The sequence below is a fragment of the Bacteroides sp. RTP31139st1_H2_RTP31139_211217 genome, assembly GCF_040227615.1.
GTDB classification, from domain to species: Bacteria; Bacteroidota; Bacteroidia; order Bacteroidales; family Bacteroidaceae; genus Bacteroides; species Bacteroides uniformis.
The window spans coordinates 20,607-38,603 of sequence record NZ_JBCNZM010000001.1; the positions used below are offsets into that span (position 1 = coordinate 20,607).

15 protein-coding genes are annotated in these 17,997 nt (G+C 48.0%); 8 read left to right on the top strand and 7 right to left on the bottom strand.

The genetic code is table 11. From position 1 onward, the window contains the following. Window positions 1-14: 14 nt before the first annotated feature. The 6 genes from ABUA47_RS00085 to ABUA47_RS00110 form a co-directional block, all read right to left on the bottom strand. Window positions 15-1,271 carry a nucleoside permease gene (locus ABUA47_RS00085; RefSeq protein WP_009038063.1) on the bottom strand — a complete coding sequence of 419 codons (1,257 nt, stop codon included), beginning with the start codon at window positions 1,269-1,271 and terminating at the stop codon, window positions 15-17. 314 nt (window positions 1,272-1,585) lie between these two features. Further along, window positions 1,586-2,767 (bottom strand): class I SAM-dependent rRNA methyltransferase, encoded by a 1,182-nt coding sequence (locus ABUA47_RS00090; RefSeq protein WP_005826914.1) that lies wholly within the window; start codon window positions 2,765-2,767, stop codon window positions 1,586-1,588. Between the two features lie 39 nt (window positions 2,768-2,806). Beyond that, window positions 2,807-3,430: a 3'-5' exonuclease gene (locus ABUA47_RS00095; RefSeq protein WP_005832934.1), complete on the bottom strand. Its 624-nt coding sequence runs from the start codon at window positions 3,428-3,430 to the stop codon at window positions 2,807-2,809. A gap of 3 nt (window positions 3,431-3,433) precedes the next feature. Continuing rightward, complete coding sequence (locus tag ABUA47_RS00100; RefSeq protein WP_008665189.1) at window positions 3,434-3,988, bottom strand: DUF5063 domain-containing protein; 555 nt, start codon at window positions 3,986-3,988, stop codon at window positions 3,434-3,436. A 64-nt stretch (window positions 3,989-4,052) separates the two neighbouring features. Then, window positions 4,053-6,143: a BT4734/BF3469 family protein gene (locus tag ABUA47_RS00105; protein WP_087331748.1), complete on the bottom strand. Its 2,091-nt coding sequence runs from the start codon at window positions 6,141-6,143 to the stop codon at window positions 4,053-4,055. A gap of 96 nt (window positions 6,144-6,239) precedes the next feature. Beyond that, window positions 6,240-9,059, bottom strand: coding sequence for a glycoside hydrolase (locus ABUA47_RS00110; RefSeq protein ID WP_347774574.1), 2,820 nt, complete (start codon window positions 9,057-9,059; stop codon window positions 6,240-6,242). A gap of 201 nt (window positions 9,060-9,260) precedes the next feature. Here ABUA47_RS00110 and ABUA47_RS00115 point away from each other — a divergent pair, with 201 nt between their 5' ends. The 8 genes from ABUA47_RS00115 to trxB all read left to right on the top strand — a co-directional run bounded on the left by ABUA47_RS00115 (window position 9,261) and on the right by trxB (window position 17,496). Continuing rightward, window positions 9,261-10,841, top strand: a complete 1,581-nt coding sequence (locus ABUA47_RS00115) for a hypothetical protein (protein WP_147346171.1) — start codon at window positions 9,261-9,263, stop codon at window positions 10,839-10,841. 139 nt (window positions 10,842-10,980) lie between these two features. Continuing rightward, entirely contained in the window at window positions 10,981-11,556 is a 576-nt protein-coding gene (locus tag ABUA47_RS00120; RefSeq protein WP_070101133.1) for a hypothetical protein, read from the top strand. After that, the gene (locus ABUA47_RS00125) at window positions 11,534-11,821 is read left to right on the top strand and encodes a hypothetical protein (protein ID WP_035449033.1); all 288 of its coding nucleotides are present in this window, start codon (window positions 11,534-11,536) and stop codon (window positions 11,819-11,821) included. Before ABUA47_RS00120 ends, ABUA47_RS00125 begins: the two co-directional genes overlap by 23 nt. A 13-nt stretch (window positions 11,822-11,834) precedes the next feature. Then, entirely contained in the window at window positions 11,835-12,107 is a 273-nt protein-coding gene (locus ABUA47_RS00130; RefSeq protein ID WP_080707066.1) for a hypothetical protein, read from the top strand. 359 nt (window positions 12,108-12,466) lie between these two features. Then, window positions 12,467-13,078 carry a winged helix-turn-helix transcriptional regulator gene (locus ABUA47_RS00135; protein WP_005832923.1) on the top strand — a complete coding sequence of 204 codons (612 nt, stop codon included), beginning with the start codon at window positions 12,467-12,469 and terminating at the stop codon, window positions 13,076-13,078. A gap of 271 nt (window positions 13,079-13,349) precedes the next feature. Continuing rightward, complete coding sequence (locus tag ABUA47_RS00140) at window positions 13,350-15,854, top strand: FtsK/SpoIIIE family DNA translocase (protein WP_005832921.1); 2,505 nt, start codon at window positions 13,350-13,352, stop codon at window positions 15,852-15,854. A gap of 3 nt (window positions 15,855-15,857) precedes the next feature. Continuing rightward, complete coding sequence (locus ABUA47_RS00145; protein WP_080707064.1) at window positions 15,858-16,508, top strand: LolA-like putative outer membrane lipoprotein chaperone; 651 nt, start codon at window positions 15,858-15,860, stop codon at window positions 16,506-16,508. Between the two features lie 37 nt (window positions 16,509-16,545). Further along, window positions 16,546-17,496 (top strand): thioredoxin-disulfide reductase, encoded by a 951-nt coding sequence (trxB, locus tag ABUA47_RS00150; protein WP_035449029.1) that lies wholly within the window; start codon window positions 16,546-16,548, stop codon window positions 17,494-17,496. Between the two features lie 83 nt (window positions 17,497-17,579). Here trxB and ABUA47_RS00155 read toward each other — a convergent pair. After that, on the bottom strand, window positions 17,580-17,997 hold a 418-nt coding region (locus ABUA47_RS00155; protein WP_349831360.1), incomplete at its 5' end, for a Crp/Fnr family transcriptional regulator.

Genomic DNA, 17,997 nt, shown 5'->3' on the forward strand with positions numbered 1-17,997 from the left:
AACCTGACTCTCAATCAGTTTTTCTCTATTTTTTCCGGATTATGTTTATAGCGGAACACCATTCCAAATAGCAGACCAATGACTAAAGCATATCCTGCAAAGATAAGCCATACCGGTGTCCAGTCGCGGCTTACCAGTCCTCCGCCTTCGGCATATACCGAGAAGGCATCCACCACGGCTCCGCTGGCATAACCTCCGATGATGGCTCCCACACCGTTCGTCATCATGAAGAACAAGCCTTGTGCGCTGGCACGGATACTGGGATGTGCCTCCATTTCTGTAAACAGCGAGCCCGATACATTGAAAAAGTCAAATGCCATGCCGTAGACAATCATCGAGAGAATGAGCATCCAGAGTCCGCTTCCCGGGTCTCCGAGGGCAAAGAGCCCGAAACGGAATACCCATGCAAACATACTTATTAACATAACACGCTTGATTCCGAAATGTTTCAGGAAGAAGGGGATGGCAAGGATAAACAGCGTCTCACTCATTTGCGAGATGGAGAGCAGGATGACGGAGTGTTTTACACCGAACGAATCTGCATATTCGGGTATGGAAGCAAACGAACCCAGGAAAAGGTCGCCGTATGTGTTTGTTATTTGAAGGGCGGCTCCCAGCAGCATGGAGAACAAGAAGAAGATAGCCATCTTCTTGCGCTTGAACAGCACCAGTGCATCCAGTCCGAAAGCGGAGAGCATCGTTTTTCCTTCGCTGCGCATGGGGGGGCAGGCTGGCAAAGTGAAAGCATAAAGTCCCAGCATGGCTGCCGATATGGCTGCCACATAGAGCTGTGCCGAACTTGCCTTGAACCCGGTGAGGTCCACAGCCCACATGGCACAGATAAAGCCTACCGTTCCCCATACACGGATGGGAGGGAAGTCTTTTATCAAATCCATCTTATATTTTTCCAATGCATTGTAGGATACGGTGTTGGCCAGAGATAGTGTAGGCATGTAAACAAGCATGTTGAGCAGCATGGCCCAGTACATGTGGTTGTATGTGGTGGCAGTTGAAGCATAAATCAGAGCACCGGCACCGATGAGGTGGAGTATGCCATAAAGGCGTTCGGCGTTTATCCATTTGTCGGCGATGATACCGGTCAGTCCGGGCATTATCAGTGAGGCTATACCCATGGTTGCAAAGATTGCTCCGATTTGTCCGCCTTCAAAATGTAACGTACCGCCCATGTAACCACCTAATGAAATCAGCCATGCTCCCCAAACGAAGAATTGCAGGAATTGCATGGCAGTGAGTCGGAATTTGATGCTCATAATATTAGCTTTTTATGTTTTGAATTATGTAATAGATGCAAATGTACAATGAGACTAGGAGAAAAACAAGTTCTGTACGGCTTTTTCTTCAACGAAAGAGATTAATGAGGGATGGGTTTTGGGAAGGAATGTATTATAAAAAAAGAAGGGTATCTATCCCAGACACCCAATCTTTATTAACCTTAAATCTAATACCATGAAAAACACAGTGCAAATATACACGGTTTATGTTATATAACATGCTGTTTTGGCGTATTTCTGCTTTTTATTAACTCTATTTAAGAAAAGCAGGCTAACAAAGCCTGCTTTTTCCTTTATTCTACATATAGAACCAGTCCTTTCAGGTATTCCCCTTCCGGATGATAGATGCTGACCGGGTGGTCGGCAGGTTGCGTCAGTTGGTGCAGGATGCGTACGCTGCGGCCGGACATGGCAGCGGCTGTGAACACGGCGGTGCGGAAGTTTTCTTTGCTGACGGCTTGCGAGCACGAGAAAGTGAAAAGAATACCTCCGGGCTTGATTTTTTCGAAAGCCTTGACATTGAGTTTGCGGTAGCCTTGCAGGGCATTGCGCAGAGCATCGCGGTGCTTGGCAAAAGCAGGAGGGTCAAGAACTATCAGGTCGTATTGGTCGCCCATGCGGTCAAGGTATTTGAAGGCATCTTCTGCATAGGCGGCATGGCGGGTGTCACCCGGGAAGTTCAGTTCGATGTTCTTGTTGGTCAAGTCGATGGCTTTGGCGGAGCTGTCCACGGAATGCACCAGTTTGGCGTCTCCACGCATAGCATATACGGAGAAGCCGCCGGTATAGCAGAACATATTCAGTACGCTGCGGCCTTTGGCATAACGTTCCAGTAGCGAACGGTTCTCGCGTTGGTCTACGAAGAAACCGGTTTTTTGGCCTTTCAGCCAGTCGATGTGGAACTTCAGGCCGTACTCCATGGCTACATTGTCCGTGCTGCCGCCTTTCAAGAAACCATTCTCCGGATAGAGGTCGGCCTTGAAGGGAAGGGTCGTCTCCGATTTGTAATAGATATTGTCAATCTGGCTGCCCATCACTTCGGTAAGGGCATCGGCAATGGCCATGCGGTCGAGGTGCATGCCGGCAGAATGTGCCTGCATCACTGCGGTACGGGCATAAATGTCGATAACCAGCCCCGGCAGGTTGTCTCCCTCCCCGTGCACCAGGCGATAGGTGTTGTTTGTCGGGTTTCCGGCTATGCCGATACTGCGGCGCATGTCGTATGCTATGCTGAGTTTACGTTTCCAGAAGTCCGCATTGATTTCTTCTTCTTGACGGAAGGTCAGTACGCGTACGGCGATACTGCCAATCTGAAAATGCCCTTTGGCTATGAATTCCTTTTTGGACGTGTAGATTTCAACAACTTCCCCTTCTTCGGGCTCTCCGTCGAAATGTGCGATGGCGCCGGAAAACACCCACGGGTGAAAACGCTTTAATGACTCCTCTTTATTGGGTTTAAGGTATACTTTGTACATATATATAATGTGATTAATGTGGTAATGTGATAATGTGCATCACATTACCACATTATTATTGGCTTCTATCTCAAAATCCCCTGTCCGTTTCAGTTCTTGCAGCTTGTTGTAGATGTTGAGGCATGCCCAGGCATCGGTGGCAGCATACAGTTTCTGCGGTTCGGTCAAGGTTTCGGCTTCCCAGTTGGAAAGGCGCTGGCTTTTCGAAATCTTTTCCCCGAAGAGGATGGCGTATATCTTCTGCAGGCTTTTGTCCTGGATGCCGAAAGCGCGGACATATTCCTGCAATTCGATGCAGGCATGCTGTTCGAAGGGCGCACGCTTGTGCAGCATCATGAAGTCATCCCGCAAGGAAAGGCCTACTTTCGTTACACTTGGGTTTTCCAGCAATGTGATAACCGGCAGAGTCAGTCCCGTCAGGTTGAGGCGGAACAGAAAGCAATGTTCCTCTGAGGAAATCTGTAGCAGGGCCACCTTGTGTATCTGTCCTTTTGTGAACGATGGACGGGTTTCGCTGTCTATGCCCAGCAACGGGCAGGACTTCAGATAGGCGACTGCCTTCTCCGCTTCCCATGGTGTCTGTACGACATGTATCTGTCCCGGAAAAGCGGCTTTGGGCAGGTCTTTCAAGATTTCTTTATCTATTGTTCTTTTGATAACCATAATTTAATATTCAAAGTCTGCGGTTTCCTCCTCTTCATCCTCGCCTTGCGCATACTTCACCTCGTGCAGGGCACGCAGGGTGTTGACAAGCTTTTGTCCCCAATGGAGGCGGAAGTTTTCCTGGCAGATGGCAAGCGAATCGTTCATCGTCTCGTTGAAACCCAGTTGGAATACGAAGATAAAGTCCTTGATGTCCTGGTATATGTCGGCCAAGTCTTCGGAAATGTTCCTGGTGATGGGCTGGTCGCTATACTTCATGTCGGATACGAATACGTCCAGGTAGTCGTCTTTCTCGGCCAGGATATTGGCGAGGTTCATGCGGAGTACCTCATAGGTCTCTTCGGTGACGAATGTTTCCGGCGCCTCGTCTCCTATGGTTTCGCACTCGGGCAGCATGGAGGCCTTCAGGTAGAGCAGCGGAAGTATTTTTAAGGAGGTATCGACGAACGCGGAACGTTTCACCCCTTCCGCTTGTTCCAGAAACTTGCAAAACTCGGCGGCTACGGTCACAAACTCTACGGCATTCCGGTCGAATATCACTTGACTTTCTTTTTTCATATCTTCTTGATTTGAAACGCAAAGATAGCGCAAACCGAAAGTAGAAGCAAATTAATTGGCAGGATTATTCTTTTTTCACTACATGATATTCTGTTCCTCTTGTCTTCCGGCGGCTGCTGATGCCCAGTTTGTGGAGTGCACGTCCGAACAGAGCCACTTTATTGATGGACAGCCGGTCTTTGGTCTTGGTTTGCAAGAAGGAGAGAATCTCCATAGGGGTCATCCAGTCTCCTTCCTCTTCATTTTCGGCGGGATGGAAGTGGCAGAGGAAGAGCTGTTCCAACGGTGTGGGCTGTTCAAACTCCCGGTTGGTCTGTTTCAAGATGGCTTCGTCGGAATCGTCCAGCCAGTAGCGTTCACCTTTGGCTATGGCATCCATGGCTTGTGCGTAGAGTTGCCGGTAGTTGATGGTGACATTGGTATGGATGGGGCCGGTGACTTCGATGCAGATGAAACGGCGGCTGCCGCTGGGGTCTGTCAGCAGGTCTTTCTGGTTGCTGGTGGCTATAAAGGAGGCGTAGCGTCTTATTTCCTGGATGGCGGTGCCGTAAGGCTTGCGCAGGTTTGCCACGGGTTTCTGCAGCAGATGCTTTAGAAAACCTTGCTGATTGACGCTGATTTGGTCGAATTCGTCGATGTTTATCAGGAAAAAGCGGCCGAGGCTCCGCTCTGCGTCCTGCTTGCTTTTGAAGTCGATACTGTCGGTATATCCGAAGCGCAGTTCGGGTGGCAGCAGGATGCGGCAGAAGGTACTTTTACGATAGCCTTGGGCTCCGACCAGTAGGGGAGACGTGTTGTTTCCATGCTGGCGGTCGATGTTTTGCCAGTGCGCCGTCATGCTGAGAAACCAGCGGTAGAAGAGTTCCCGCCAGTACGGATTGTTGCAGGGGACGAGGTCGGCCAATGCGCGGATACGGTCCTTGCCGTCCCAATGTCCGGTGCTGTTCAGATATTCTTCGATGGGGTTGTACAAGGGAATGGCGTCCGAGTTGAGGTAGCGTGCCACATCTCTGTCCCATACGCTGATTCCTTCTTTCAGGGCATTCTGTCCGATACTGCTTCTTACCCGCTGGTCGGCAGGGCGGAAGTGGAAGTGTATGGAGTCCCGTTGGCGGAATTCCAATTCTCCCAGCACGGTGTTCCAGCGGAACTCATAGCGTCTGTTCATGAATTCTTCCAGGCGGAAGGCGGTGATTTGGTCGCGAGTCATGCTGCTGCGGGTGCCGAAGCCTTTGCATTCGCGGTAGAGGTTGTGCAGGGTCATGCGCACCAGCTGTTCATCCGCTTCGCGGTAGTAGTGCATCATGACTTGGCGTACTGCCTCTTCTTCGGGAATGCCGGCTTTGTAGCAATGCCCTGCAAGCAGGTAGAGCAGGGGGCGTAGGTCATCGCCCCGTTTCCAGTTTTCCAGCTCTTCGAAGGTACGGTTCAGGGCGGCTTCGAAGAGGATGGAGAAGGTTTGGGAGGCCGGATAGCCGGGGGCAATACGCATCAGCGGGTTTGCTTCGGTCTGTTTCCGTTGGCCGAAGGTGGGCTCGTCGGGCACGGACAAAGGCTGTTCCAGACAGAAAGGGACGGCAGACGGATTGTAATAGGGACGGTCATCGAGCGTCATGCGGCAGCTTTGCTCCACGGCAGGTTCTTTCAGTGTGACGGGGTAGGGGAGCAGGGGCTGGTAACAGTTTACGGCGAGCCGGTAGGCAGCGGTATGAAACAGCCTGATTTTTTCTTCCTGCCTGGGGCGCGAACCGTCGGGGGTGGCAAACAGTACCCATATTTTTACGCTTCGTCCGCTGCTTCCGCAAAAGGCGGCAAAAGTTTGCGGCAGCAGGGCCGCCTGGTGCTTTACTTGCTCCACTTCCACGGCATTGGCCAGGTGGTTGACTTCAATCTGTACCAGTCCGTTATAGGTTTTCAGGTATCTTTCCCCCTCTTTGCTGCGGGCATATTCTGCGGCAGGGCAGATGCGTGGCAGTTTGTCTATGCAGGGGTAGTGTCCGTTGCTTCCGGTGATGTGGGGAATGAGGCTGCGCAAGGCGGATATGTGTCCGGCTTTGTTCTCGGTTTTCATCTTCTCCATCAAGGTGTCGCTGGGCCATGTGCTGAATGTCTCTTTGCCGGTTTCACGAGCGGTGCGTATAAGGGTAAGTTTCATGAGTTGCTTGCTGTATTAAAGTTTGCAAAGCTACTGAAAAATGACGGGACAGCCGAGGAAAAGTGGAATTATGATGAAACTTCTCATACTTATTTTTTATTCTGGCTGTACGTCGTAATCCGACTGGTTTTTCACGCCGACAATGTCTTGCTTCTTCACCTCGGTTGTTAATATGTGCTGCAACTGCTGTGAGGTCAGCGTCTCGGTGGGAGAGAACTCAGCCGACTTCATATAGCTTAAAATGGCATTGCGCAGCTGACCTCCTTCCGGAGTGTGGCGAATTGCTTCGAGATTGCTCATACAAACCAATACCTTACCGTTGTCTACGGCAAATTCGAACAGCAAGCCTAACTTGTGGTTCCGTTCCACATTGTCTACTACTTGGATAAGCGGCTTGTATTCGTGGCGCGTAGCATTCAGAATAAAGGGGCGGGCATGGCGTACGATGCTCCACCATTGCCAGTTGCTATGGTACTCGGTGGGGAACTGCCGGAACAAGGGATGTTTCTCGTCCATTAGCAAGGAGAGGGTGCCCGGCGAAACTTCGCGGCCGGCGTTTTCCGAAATGCTTTTGAACATGGCATAGTTCCAGTAGTCAGGAGTAAAAAGTCCACCTACACTCTGTTCTTCAATGGCTTTGTGGTCGGGTATAAGCAGTATCTTCCCTCCTTGGCTCAGTCTCTTTCGCGCCTCGTCATCCAAGGACTGACAGATGAAGATGTCCGCTTCGCTTTCCGGTGTCCGGTCGGGGTATACCCATAAGTTATAATAGTTATGATAATTCCCGGTGGTCAGTGTCAGTCGCAATTGGGCAGGCTTGTCTATTTCGGTAAGGGTGCTTTTCAACTCGCCCACCTGCATTACTTTTCCTTGCTCTACATGGGCGGGGACTTTGCCTTCGCGAACAAAAGTTACGCTGTCACTCAGGCTTTCCAGACGCCAGCATAATGCATCAGACCATGGTTGCTCTTCGTAATTTGTCAGGGCGAGGCCTATGTTCAGCTCTTCTTTGTTGCTGTAACAGTAGGTGTCCATAAGCGCCAGCGGTACCACCGGAGCACAAAAGCCGCGGAATGTTTCGGGAGTGACAATGCCTTTGCTGTCCATGAAAGCATCCAGAATGCCTACCAGTGCCGAGCCTTGTCCGGGAAAGTCTTGAAGGTCGAGCATCTGGAATCCGCCCAGGCCGGCAGTGCGCAGGCCGTATTCAATGTCAGCCTTGTAGCATTCGACGGCAAAACGGCCGGTAGCCTGATGGAATGCGTCGATCTGGTTCTGCAGTCCGTTTTCATTGAGCCGGTCACGGAATATTTCCAAGTTATATGGATGCAATACGCCGGTGTATTTCTCCAACTCCTTGTAGTCGGGATAAACTTGGAACTGTCCGGTTTCGTGACTGATGACCGGTCGGGGAGATTTCGCTATGGCAGCAGTATAATCCGCACGGGTATTGGGACGGGTGTTGTTCAAGATACCTCCCTTTTCGGCATCGACAAAGGCAAACGAACTGCGTACGTGCGTTGTATAGCCTTCGCCTCCTCCTACCCGGCAGGTTGTCAGATAATCTTCACCGTCTATGGCACCTCCCCAACCCAGGAAGTTGTTGGAACCGAGCGAATAGAGATGGCGGTTGTCATGTTTTCTGAATCCGTCCAGCCAATTGCGCATCAGGTCAACGTCGCCACCCAACTCGTTGCCCAGTCCCAACATGGTGAATGAGGGGTGATTGCCCATGTAGTCGAGGGTCATATAGGCTTCGTTCAGCAAGAAGTCATTCAGGCGATGGTTGTCCGGTGAAATGCTTCCCCATAAAGGCAACTCGGCCTGGAAATAGATACCCTCGATGTCGGCAGCGGCAAAAGCGGCGCGGGGCGGGGTGTAGGAATGGCAACGGTAGTAGTTGATGCCATAACTCTTGGCTGTCTGAAAAACTTTTCGCCAGGACTTTACATCCATCGGCGCATATCCGGTAAGTGGGAATACGCAAGCGTCGTGTTTGCCGCGCAAGAAGGTCTTGAAGCCGTTTATGGTGAACTGAGTACCTTCGGTGGCAAAGTCGCGCATACCGAAATCTGTTATTATATTGTCTTTACCCTCGTTTGTGGCAAGGGTCACGTTCAGTGCATAAAGTGTGGGGTGGAATTCGCTCCATGTCTGCATCCGGTTGCCCATGTCGAGCGTCAGTTCTATCTTATTTTCACCTTTGCTTAAGCCGACTTGTTTTTCCATGTCCAGTAACAGGTGTTCTTGTTGGGTGTTCCACGTCTTGGCAGAAAGGGTCACTACGCCCGATTGCTCCGAATCGCTGTATATGTTTACATGGATGCGGGCCTTTTTCTCCTTTACAGACGGGTAGACTTGTACCTGCTCGAGATAGGTGTGTGGGGTCGCTTCGATGTAGAAATCGCCCAGAATGCCGTTCCAGTTGGTTTGTGTGCCGTCGGTCCAGGCATGCGAGCTTTGGATTTCGGCTGGTACGGAGCTGGGGGAATTGTCAATGCGTATCTTTATATGGTGGCTGCCGGGTGCCAAGGCCGGCAGGCTATAGCAGTGAGGTGCATAGATATGTCCCAACGTGCCGACGCTGTCCCCGTCTATCCAGAGAGTACTGGGCTTTGTACGTTCCATGAAGAGTATCAGGCGTTTCCCTTCCATCTGTACGGGAATTTCAACATCTTTTTCATATTCTACGATGCCGGAGTAGGGATAAGTCCGTGTCAACTGGGAGGTTACATTGGTGGGATGCCTGCCGTCTCCCAACTTGTTTTCATCCGTCGTACCGGGCAATGTGCAGTTCCCTAATGAACTGTTCCAATTTCCTGATAAATCGATTCGTTCTCTTATTGTCTGGAATTCTTTTTTGTCTGTACATGATGCCAGACATGCCAATAAGCATAATACAATGAAATTTCTCATAAACTACCTGTTTTTCATGGCCGGTGATTGATTGACCGGTTGCAAATATAGGGCATTGCTCCCGTCTCTCTGTATACAAAATGTTTCCAATTATGTGACGGGATGTTTTTTTATTGCTATCTTCATGCTTGATATTAGTGTTGTTGAGTGTTCGTCATTATAGATGAGGATTTTTATATCATGTAATTTGTTTCTGTCTTTATGAATAAAGAATTGAAAATCAGTGATAAATCACCTTTTGAGAAAATAAGGAAGTTTGATGGGCAAGGACGGTCATACTGGACTTCGAGGGAATTGTGCGCTGCTTTGGGGTATAGTACGTACCAGAAATTTTCCGTTCCATTGGCAAAAGCCATGAGCTCTGCCGAAGCGGATGGTATAAATGTGGATGAGCATTTTAACCTGATGGTTGAAATGGTTGGGGTAGGCTCTGGTGCGCGTAGGAGCGTGGAAAACTATCACCTTACGCGGGAGGCTTGCATCTTTATAGCGAGGCAGGTCTATGCTAAAAAGAAAGAAGTGCAGGCAGCCCTTGAATATTTTTCCAGTGTTAGCATTGATTTTGATGGGGCCGAATGTGATGTGAACTGTCAGGAGGCTGTCTCTGAGATGGAGAAAGATAAAATCAGAGAGAGGAACCGGAAGCATTGGGAAGAACTAAATGGCATAGCTTCAGAGTTTTATAAAAAGAAGATGAGGTTGTTGGATGAAGTGGAGGATTTTAAAGCGGATGCTTCTTTTCATGGAAACAAGGTTCCGCATCACATGATGTATAAGCTGGAGACATTGTATAGTAAGGATGGATGCAGAGGGTATGAATTTCTGATAGAATATGATGTGTATGAACCGGTTGTCGGTATTTATTATGGGTGTAAGGGACTGATTCTTGATGAGAATGATAAAGATGGGATGGCCATGTTCAATGAAGAATGGGAAGATATTCGTTATTATGTTACTGCTGTTCTTGAAAATACATTTCCGGGGAAATTTTTCACTCACCGCTTTAAGCCTACAAATAATGCGAACAACCATACTTATTGGCCCTTTTGGATTACTCTTCATGAAGATGAGGATATTGTGGAGGTGGGTGCAAGGGCGGTTCGTCTTATAAGAAGTGTATATGAGGGGTATCTTGAAAATGAAGATGTTGAGGCTCTGAGAAAACTTTCTGACTCCCGGAAAGAGTCTCAAAAAGAGGATAAGATACGTTTCTCTGCTGATGTTAACTTTACAAAAGAGGCATATCAGGAACTGCTTGAAAAGATAGGCCGAATGTCGAAAAAGGGAAAGGGGAAGACAAATAAAAAATTGTTTGAGAAGCTGCTGGAAAAGGCCACTGAAAGTGGATACTTAACAAAAGAAAAACACTATGAGGCAGCGTGGCGGATAGTAGGAAACGGAGATGTGAAAGAGCGAGATTTCCAGAAGAAAACTAATAAACAATTTGTCTATGTGATTATACTTCTTCTGGGGTATATGCAATTTTATTTGAAAACATTAGATACTTCTAAGTGTGGTAAAGAAAATAATAGAATAGTGGCTGTTTCACCTCCTTACACGCATATCAACAAGATTCTGATGACAATGAACGGCAGATCTTTCGGGGCAACACTAAGAAAGGTGTGTACAAAGGGCGATGCTACATCTATAATAATAAATGCATGGAAAATATTGCAAACTCTATTAGACCAGCCAAAGGACGCGTGGAGAATCGTAAATGATACATTGAACTTTCCTGATTGGCAATGGGAAGAATTTAAAAAGAACATGAGGAATGGATAAAGAGGTTGATTGCCTTTTTCGTAGACGTCTATTTCGTGCTTGATTCTTCCCCCATATTTTTGCAATCGTTAATGCTAACGGTTGCTTTTTGTTTTTATAGGCAGAGGGCGCCATAATATAAACTTTAAAAAAAAAGATTATGGAAAATCAAGAATTTCCAAAAGGAGTCGGTTTCGCTCCGTTTTTGCGTTCATTCATGAGTAATTCTTCTATTTCTATTGATGAACTTGCAGTGGCTATGACAATGTCGAAGTACGCAATTACACGTTTGGCCGAGGGCAAGAGCTATCCTACTGACGTGTGCTATGCAGAATTCTGTATCATGTTCACCGTTGTATTAGGCAAAGATTTTGATGCTTACAAAAAGATGACTAGAAAAGACAAAGATGATTTGGTTGCCAAAATAATGGCAAGTGGAGGATCTGCTTGTACGGTGGCAGGAATGATAAGCTTGATTTCGGCTTCAGGTGTTGTTGCTGGGTTGTCGGCAGCAGGAATAACCTCCGGATTGGCTGCAATTGGCGGTATAATAGGAGGTGGTATGCTGGCAGGGATTGCAGTTGTTGCGGCTGCCCCATTGGTAGTAGGGGCCATATTGTATTCTCTTTGTAAACCCAAAGATAAAAAGGCCGATTTTTTGCTTGCGTACAGATATGATTTAGACCCCAAATATGAAATAAATCCTCAAGACAATGAAGATGAAGATATGGATTGAAGAAGCAATGAAGGAAATGGTAGAAGAGGTAGAAAAAAATGAACCGATGCCAAAACATTGGAAACGCAATGTGCTGCTGTTCTGCTTGTTGTCGGCCGTTTGTTTTCAGACGGGACTTTGGGTGTTGGCAAAAAACGGCATTGCTTCCGCTGATAGAAGTCCTCTTTTCATTGCAATTGGCATTGTCTGTTCTATGCTGGTGGGAGTTGTGCTGATTAAATGCTGCTTATATGCAAAAAGAATAATGAATAAAAGTAATAATTAAAAATAAGATAGTTATGGAATGTATTTTTTGTTTGAATGAGAATGCCTATTTCGATGGCGTGAATTATGTTTGTCCGGATTGTGGAAGAGAATGGCCATGTGATGAAATTGCGGATGACGATGATGATAACAATAAGTTGCGTTGCCTTGAATGTGGCTCGCATTTGGTCTATCCTGATTCAAGCGGTATTAATGATTATGCTTGTGATGCTTGTGGGTGTAGATGGGATGGTGACGATGATGATGACTACGATGAAGATTATGACGATGATGAAGAAGAAGATTAATTATTGCAATTATGGAGCTGGGCAAATAGCGCTATTATTACCGCATTATTACATGCTTCAATCTGAAAAAGATTAGCATTCCTTTGCCAAGCCCCCTGCTTTTCACTATCTTTGCCTCTGTAGTTTGTAGTTGCGCACAGCAGTGGAATGTCTTTCTCATAGTTGTGAAGAAGGTGTGTCACAAATATGAAGAAGATGAACCACAGTTGTGCGCATCTTTTTTTGATAAGCTTTCAGCAGAAGGAAGAACGCTTCTTTGCGTAAGGAAGACCCATGCTCTGCCTAATGAAAGCCGGTACTTTGCATGAGCGAAACCTGCAGACAGCAACAGAAATGAATCTAAAAAAGGAGGAAAGAATATGGCAATTTTATTTGATTGGTACGAAAACCCGAAAACGAAGGATAAACAAGGGGAAGAGCTGACCCTGCACCCCCGGATTAAACTGAACGGCTCCACAACGACCGATGAACTGCGCAGGCATATACAAGAATACTGCTCGCTGACCGAGACGGATGTACTGGCGGTACTCGATGCTTTGTCGCATTTTGTGGGACGCGAGCTGGGGGAGGGCAGGCAGGTTCATTTGGACGGCATCGGTTACTTTGTTCCTACGCTGACCTGCACGGAACCGGTGACACTGGAGACAAAGCGGAAAAGTACTAAGGTAAAGTTGAAAAACATCACTTTCAGACCGGACAAGGCGCTGCGCAGTGAGATAGGAGTATTGAAGGTAAAGCCGCTGAAATTGCGGAATCTCACGAAAAAGAGGCTGACGGATGATGAGGTGAAGCAAAAAGTGGTGAACTATCTACGTAAGAATGAGTTCATCACCCGCAGTGTTGTACAGTCGATTTGCGGCATGACCCGCACGACTGCGACGCGGCAGATTCGTCGTCTTTGTGAGGAGAATGTGTTGGTGAACAAAGGGTTGCAGAAACAGCCGATTTATTTTTTGAAGGAAAAAGAGTAGGTTGATGCGTATAGGGCTTGCATGGATTGCGTCATGTAGGCAAAATCTGCCTGCATGCTTGCATGAGGTCTGCTTGCATGGCGCAATCTGTTGTAAATTAGTGCGCTATGTCATTTCATGCAAGCATGTAAGTAAAACATGCGATAAAACTACAGTTGTAGATTAGGAATACCTATAATCGGCAGACGAGAAATTAAAGAATGAAAACAACGCGGCAGAAGGATAGTTTTTATTATTTTTGCAATCAATTCTCAATAGTTATTTAAAAAATATGGCAAAGAAAAATTCAACAGCTAAAGATACGGAGCTGTCACTCTCGTTTTTTGGGAAAGTGGCAGCGTTATTTAGAAGTGAAACTGTTCATTTCGTTATCGGCTTGGTACTGGTAATCTTTTCGGTTTATTTGTTGCTCGCCTTTTCGTCGTTCTTTTTCACGGGAGCGGCAGACCAGAGCATCATTGACGGAGGCAGTGCGCAGGAGCTGATTTCCACCAATAATGGGGTGAAGAACTACGCCGGTAGCCGCGGTGCGCAGTTGGCCAGCTATCTGATAAATGATTGTTTCGGCGTATCGTCTTTCTTGATTCTCGTGTTCCTGGCTGTGGCGGGATTGAAGCTGATGCGGGTGCGTGTGGTGCGCTTGTGGAAGTGGTTCATCGGCTGTTCGTTGATGCTGGTGTGGTTCTCGGTATTTTTCGGTTTTGTGTTTGTAGACCAGTACAAGGACTCTTTCCTCTATCTGGGCGGTATGCACGGATACAATGTCAGCAACTGGCTTGTGTCTCAAGTCGGTGTGCCGGGAGTATGGCTGCTATTGTTGGTAACTGCCATCTGCTTCCTCATCTATCTGAGTGCACGGACTGTCATCTGGTTGCGCAGATTGTTCAGTCTCAGCTTCTTGAAGCGTAAGGAGAAGGCGGAAAGCGTGCAGGGTGAAACGCCGGAAGAGTTCAAGACCTCTTGGGGTGCAAAGGAAAAGACTACTGCTCCGACACCGGAAGCTGCGGAGCCGGAAAAGGTTCTTGAAAAGGAGGAGGAGGTTGCCACAGAGGAAGAAGAGGACGAACCGCTGAATGAAATCACCCTTGACTTGGGTGGAAGTGATGGAAAGGTAAAGCCAGCCAAGTCTGCGGATGAGGATGTTACCATGACTTTTGAGACTCCTGCACCGGAGCCGGTGCCCCCTTTTCGGGAACAGCCGGTAGAGAAGGAACCGGCATTCCAGGTTGAGAAGGCCGAAGAGGAGGAGTATGTGGGAACGGAGAAGGAGCCGTACAATCCCCGTCTGGATTTGGAAAACTATCATTACCCCACAATAGACTTGATGAAGCATTACGATGACAATGGTCCGACCATTGACATGGTAGAGCAGAACGCGAACAAGGATAAGATTATCAATACTCTGCGTAGTTTCGGTATAGAAATCAGTACCATTAAGGCGACGGTAGGTCCTACGGTGACGCTGTATGAAATCACTCCCGAGCAGGGCGTCCGCATTTCGAAGATACGCGGTCTGGAAGATGATATTGCCCTCAGCCTTTCGGCGCTCGGCATCCGTATCATCGCTCCCATTCCGGGAAAGGGTACGATTGGTATCGAAGTGCCCAACTCCAATCCGAAGATTGTATCCGGTCAGAGCATTATCGGCAGCAAGAAGTTCCAGGAGTCTACTTACGACTTGCCCATCGCACTGGGTAAGACGATTACGAATGAAGTGTTTATGGTGGATTTGTGCAAGATGCCGCACGTGCTCGTTGCCGGTGCTACCGGTCAGGGTAAGTCCGTGGGGTTGAATGCCATCATCACCTCCTTATTATATAAGAAGCATCCGGCAGAGCTGAAGTTTGTGCTGGTAGACCCCAAAAAAGTAGAATTCAGCATCTACTCCGTGATTGAGCATCACTTCCTCGCGAAATTACCCGACGGGGAAGATGCCATCATTACGGACGTCACGAAGGTGGTGCAGACTTTGAACTCCATCTGTGTGGAGATGGATACTCGCTATGACTTGCTGAAAGCTGCCCATGTGCGCAATATCAAGGAGTATAACGAGAAGTTCATCAACCGTCGTCTGAATCCGGAAAAGGGGCATAAGTTCATGCCTTACATCGTAGTCGTTATCGACGAGTTCGGTGACTTGATTATGACAGCCGGTAAGGATGTGGAATTGCCCATCGCACGTATCGCCCAGTTGGCGCGTGCCGTGGGTATACATATGATTATCGCTACACAGCGACCGACAACAAACATCATTACGGGTACGATTAAGGCCAACTTCCCGGCGCGTATCGCCTTCCGTGTATCGGCAATGGTCGATTCGCGTACCATCCTCGACCGTCCGGGAGCCAACCAGCTGATAGGCCGCGGTGATATGTTATTCCTGCAGGGAGCTGACCCGGTGCGTGTGCAGTGTGCCTTTATCGATACGCCCGAAGTGGCGGAGATTACGAAGTTTATCGCCCGCCAGCAGAGTTACCCCACTGCTTTCTATCTGCCCGAATATGTGGATGAAAATGCAGGAGGTGATTTGGGGGATGTGGATATGGGACGTCTCGATCCTTTGTTCGAGGATGCAGCCCGTCTCGTTGTTATTCACCAGCAGGGTTCCACATCGCTCATTCAGCGTAAGTTTGCCATCGGTTATAATCGTGCCGGCCGCATCATGGACCAGTTGGAGAAAGCGGGGATTGTGGGACCGGCGCAAGGTAGTAAGGCGCGTGAGGTGTTCTGTATAGATGAGAGCGACCTGGAAATGCGGTTAAACAATTTGCAATAAGGAATGGTTATTTATAGAATGATGAAACTTGATAAGCTTTTACTTGGTGTGCTATTGCTGTTGTTTGCTGTGCCGATGTCGGCACAACAACCGGATGCCAAGAATATATTGGAGCGTACAGCCGAAGCCTTTCGGAAAGCGGGAGGGGTGAAGCTGGCGTTTACCGTGAACGAACAACAAGGCTCTTATGCGGGAGTTCTCTATCTGGAAGGTGAGAAGTTTGTGGTTGAGACCGAGGGAATGAAGACTTGGTTTGACGGACATACGCAGTGGAGCTATGTGGCTTCGGCAGATGAGGTGAATGTATCGGAACCTACGCAGGAGGAATTGCAGACTCTCAATCCGTATGCCTGGTTGTCCCTCTACAAGCAGGGATACAGATTGAAGTTGAGCAGTGTCGGTGGTAAGCAAGACAAGTCTGTTTATTACATCACCATGACTGCTGCCGACAAGAGGAAAGACCCTGAAAGTGTCTATCTGTTTGTGACAAAGGATACGTATCGTCTGCATCAAGTGGACTTGGCACCACGGGGGAGTAAGTATATGACTACTATCCTTATTGATAGCTACCAGACAGGACAATCCTATCCGGATAGTTTCTTTGTCTTTGACAAAAAAGCCTATCCCACGGCTGAAGTCATCGACATGCGCTAAATAGTAAATTGTAAATAGTCAAATAGTAAATAATATAATGATGGAAACAGAAAAAGTAAAATGTCTGATTGTCGGTTCGGGTCCTGCCGGCTATACTGCCGCTATTTATGCAGGCCGTGCCAATCTTTCACCGGTACTTTATGCAGGATTGCAGCCCGGTGGCCAGTTGACAACCACTACTGATGTGGAGAATTTCCCCGGTTATCCCCAAGGTATCGGAGGTCCGGAATTAATGGAAGACCTGCGGAAGCAAGCCGAACGTTTTGGTGCAGATTTGCGTTATGGAGTTGCTACCGCAGCCAATCTTGCTGAAGCACCTTACAAGATTACGATTGATGACGAAAAGATGATTGAGGCTGAAACGCTGATTATTGCTACAGGTGCCGCTGCGAAGTATCTGGGGCTGGAGGATGAAAAGAAATATGCGGGAATGGGTGTCAGCGCTTGTGCCACTTGTGACGGTTTCTTCTACCGCAAGAAAACGGTAGCTGTTGTAGGGGGTGGAGATACTGCCTGCGAGGAAGCTGTTTACCTTGCCGGACTGGCTGCCAAGGTTTATCTGATTGTCCGCAAACCTTATCTCCGCGCTTCCAAGATTATGCAGGAGCGTGTGATGAAGCATGACAAGATTGAAGTACTGTTCGAACATAATGCCGTAGGCTTGTTTGGAGAGAACGGTGTGGAAGGTGTACATTTGGTACAGCGTATGGGTGAACCGGATGAGAAGCGCTATGATGTAGCTATTGACGGTTTCTTCCTTGCCATCGGCCATAAACCCAACTCGGATATTTTCAAACCTTATGTAGATACGGACGAAGTAGGTTATATCGTCACCGAGCCGGGAACACCGCGTACGAAAGTGCCGGGCGTATTCGCCGCCGGAGACGTTGCTGATTCTCACTATCGTCAAGCCATCACCGCTGCCGGAACTGGTTGCCAGGCAGCCATTGAAGCGGAACGGTATCTTTCTGCAAAAGGAGTGATTTAATAAGGGATTAAGGATTAGGGATTAGTTTGTGACAGTATTATACATATAACAAGAGGTATAAGCTCATCCCTAATCCCTTATCCTTATCCTATCTTGCTGATTTTCTTCAGCTTTTCTTCGTCTATGATTTTGATTTTACGTCCGTCGATGGTGATTAACCGTTCTGTGGCAAACTGTGACAACGTACGTATGGCGTTGGAAGTGGTCATGTTTGACAAATTGGCCAGATCTTCACGCGAGAGATAGATACTCAAGGTGGAGCCGTCTTCCTCCAAACCATAACTTTCTTTGAGGAATAGCAGGGATTCTGCGAGTCTTCCGCGGATATGTTTCTGCGTCAGGTTTACAGTGCGTTCATCGGCAATGCCCAAGTCAACGGACAATTGCTTGATGAAGAACATGGCAAGGTCGTTGTTTTGTGTGAGCAGAGTCATCAAGGCAGTCATGGGGATTTGGCAAACAAGAGACGGCTCGAATGCAGATGCTGCCGTGACATAGTCT

Excerpts from the sequence above, each read along its gene's own strand:
- ABUA47_RS00100 (WP_008665189.1), bottom strand. The coding sequence starts at position 3,988 with ATGAAAAAAGAAAGTCAAGTGATATTCGACCGGAATGCCGTAGAGTTT.
- ABUA47_RS00130 (WP_080707066.1), top strand. The coding sequence starts at position 11,835 with ATGGAATGTATTTTTTGTTTGAATGAGAATGCCTATTTCGATGGCGTG.
- ABUA47_RS00085 (WP_009038063.1), bottom strand. The coding sequence starts at position 1,271 with ATGAGCATCAAATTCCGACTCACTGCCATGCAATTCCTGCAATTCTTC.
- ABUA47_RS00115 (WP_147346171.1), top strand. The coding sequence starts at position 9,261 with ATGAATAAAGAATTGAAAATCAGTGATAAATCACCTTTTGAGAAAATA.
- ABUA47_RS00125 (WP_035449033.1), top strand. The coding sequence starts at position 11,534 with ATGAAGATGAAGATATGGATTGAAGAAGCAATGAAGGAAATGGTAGAA.
- ABUA47_RS00140 (WP_005832921.1), top strand. The coding sequence starts at position 13,350 with ATGGCAAAGAAAAATTCAACAGCTAAAGATACGGAGCTGTCACTCTCG.
- ABUA47_RS00110 (WP_347774574.1), bottom strand. The coding sequence starts at position 9,059 with ATGAGAAATTTCATTGTATTATGCTTATTGGCATGTCTGGCATCATGT.
- ABUA47_RS00095 (WP_005832934.1), bottom strand. The coding sequence starts at position 3,430 with ATGGTTATCAAAAGAACAATAGATAAAGAAATCTTGAAAGACCTGCCC.
- ABUA47_RS00135 (WP_005832923.1), top strand. The coding sequence starts at position 12,467 with ATGGCAATTTTATTTGATTGGTACGAAAACCCGAAAACGAAGGATAAA.
- ABUA47_RS00090 (WP_005826914.1), bottom strand. The coding sequence starts at position 2,767 with ATGTACAAAGTATACCTTAAACCCAATAAAGAGGAGTCATTAAAGCGT.
- ABUA47_RS00120 (WP_070101133.1), top strand. The coding sequence starts at position 10,981 with ATGGAAAATCAAGAATTTCCAAAAGGAGTCGGTTTCGCTCCGTTTTTG.
- trxB (WP_035449029.1), top strand. The coding sequence starts at position 16,546 with ATGATGGAAACAGAAAAAGTAAAATGTCTGATTGTCGGTTCGGGTCCT.
- ABUA47_RS00145 (WP_080707064.1), top strand. The coding sequence starts at position 15,858 with ATGGTTATTTATAGAATGATGAAACTTGATAAGCTTTTACTTGGTGTG.
- ABUA47_RS00105 (WP_087331748.1), bottom strand. The coding sequence starts at position 6,143 with ATGAAACTTACCCTTATACGCACCGCTCGTGAAACCGGCAAAGAGACA.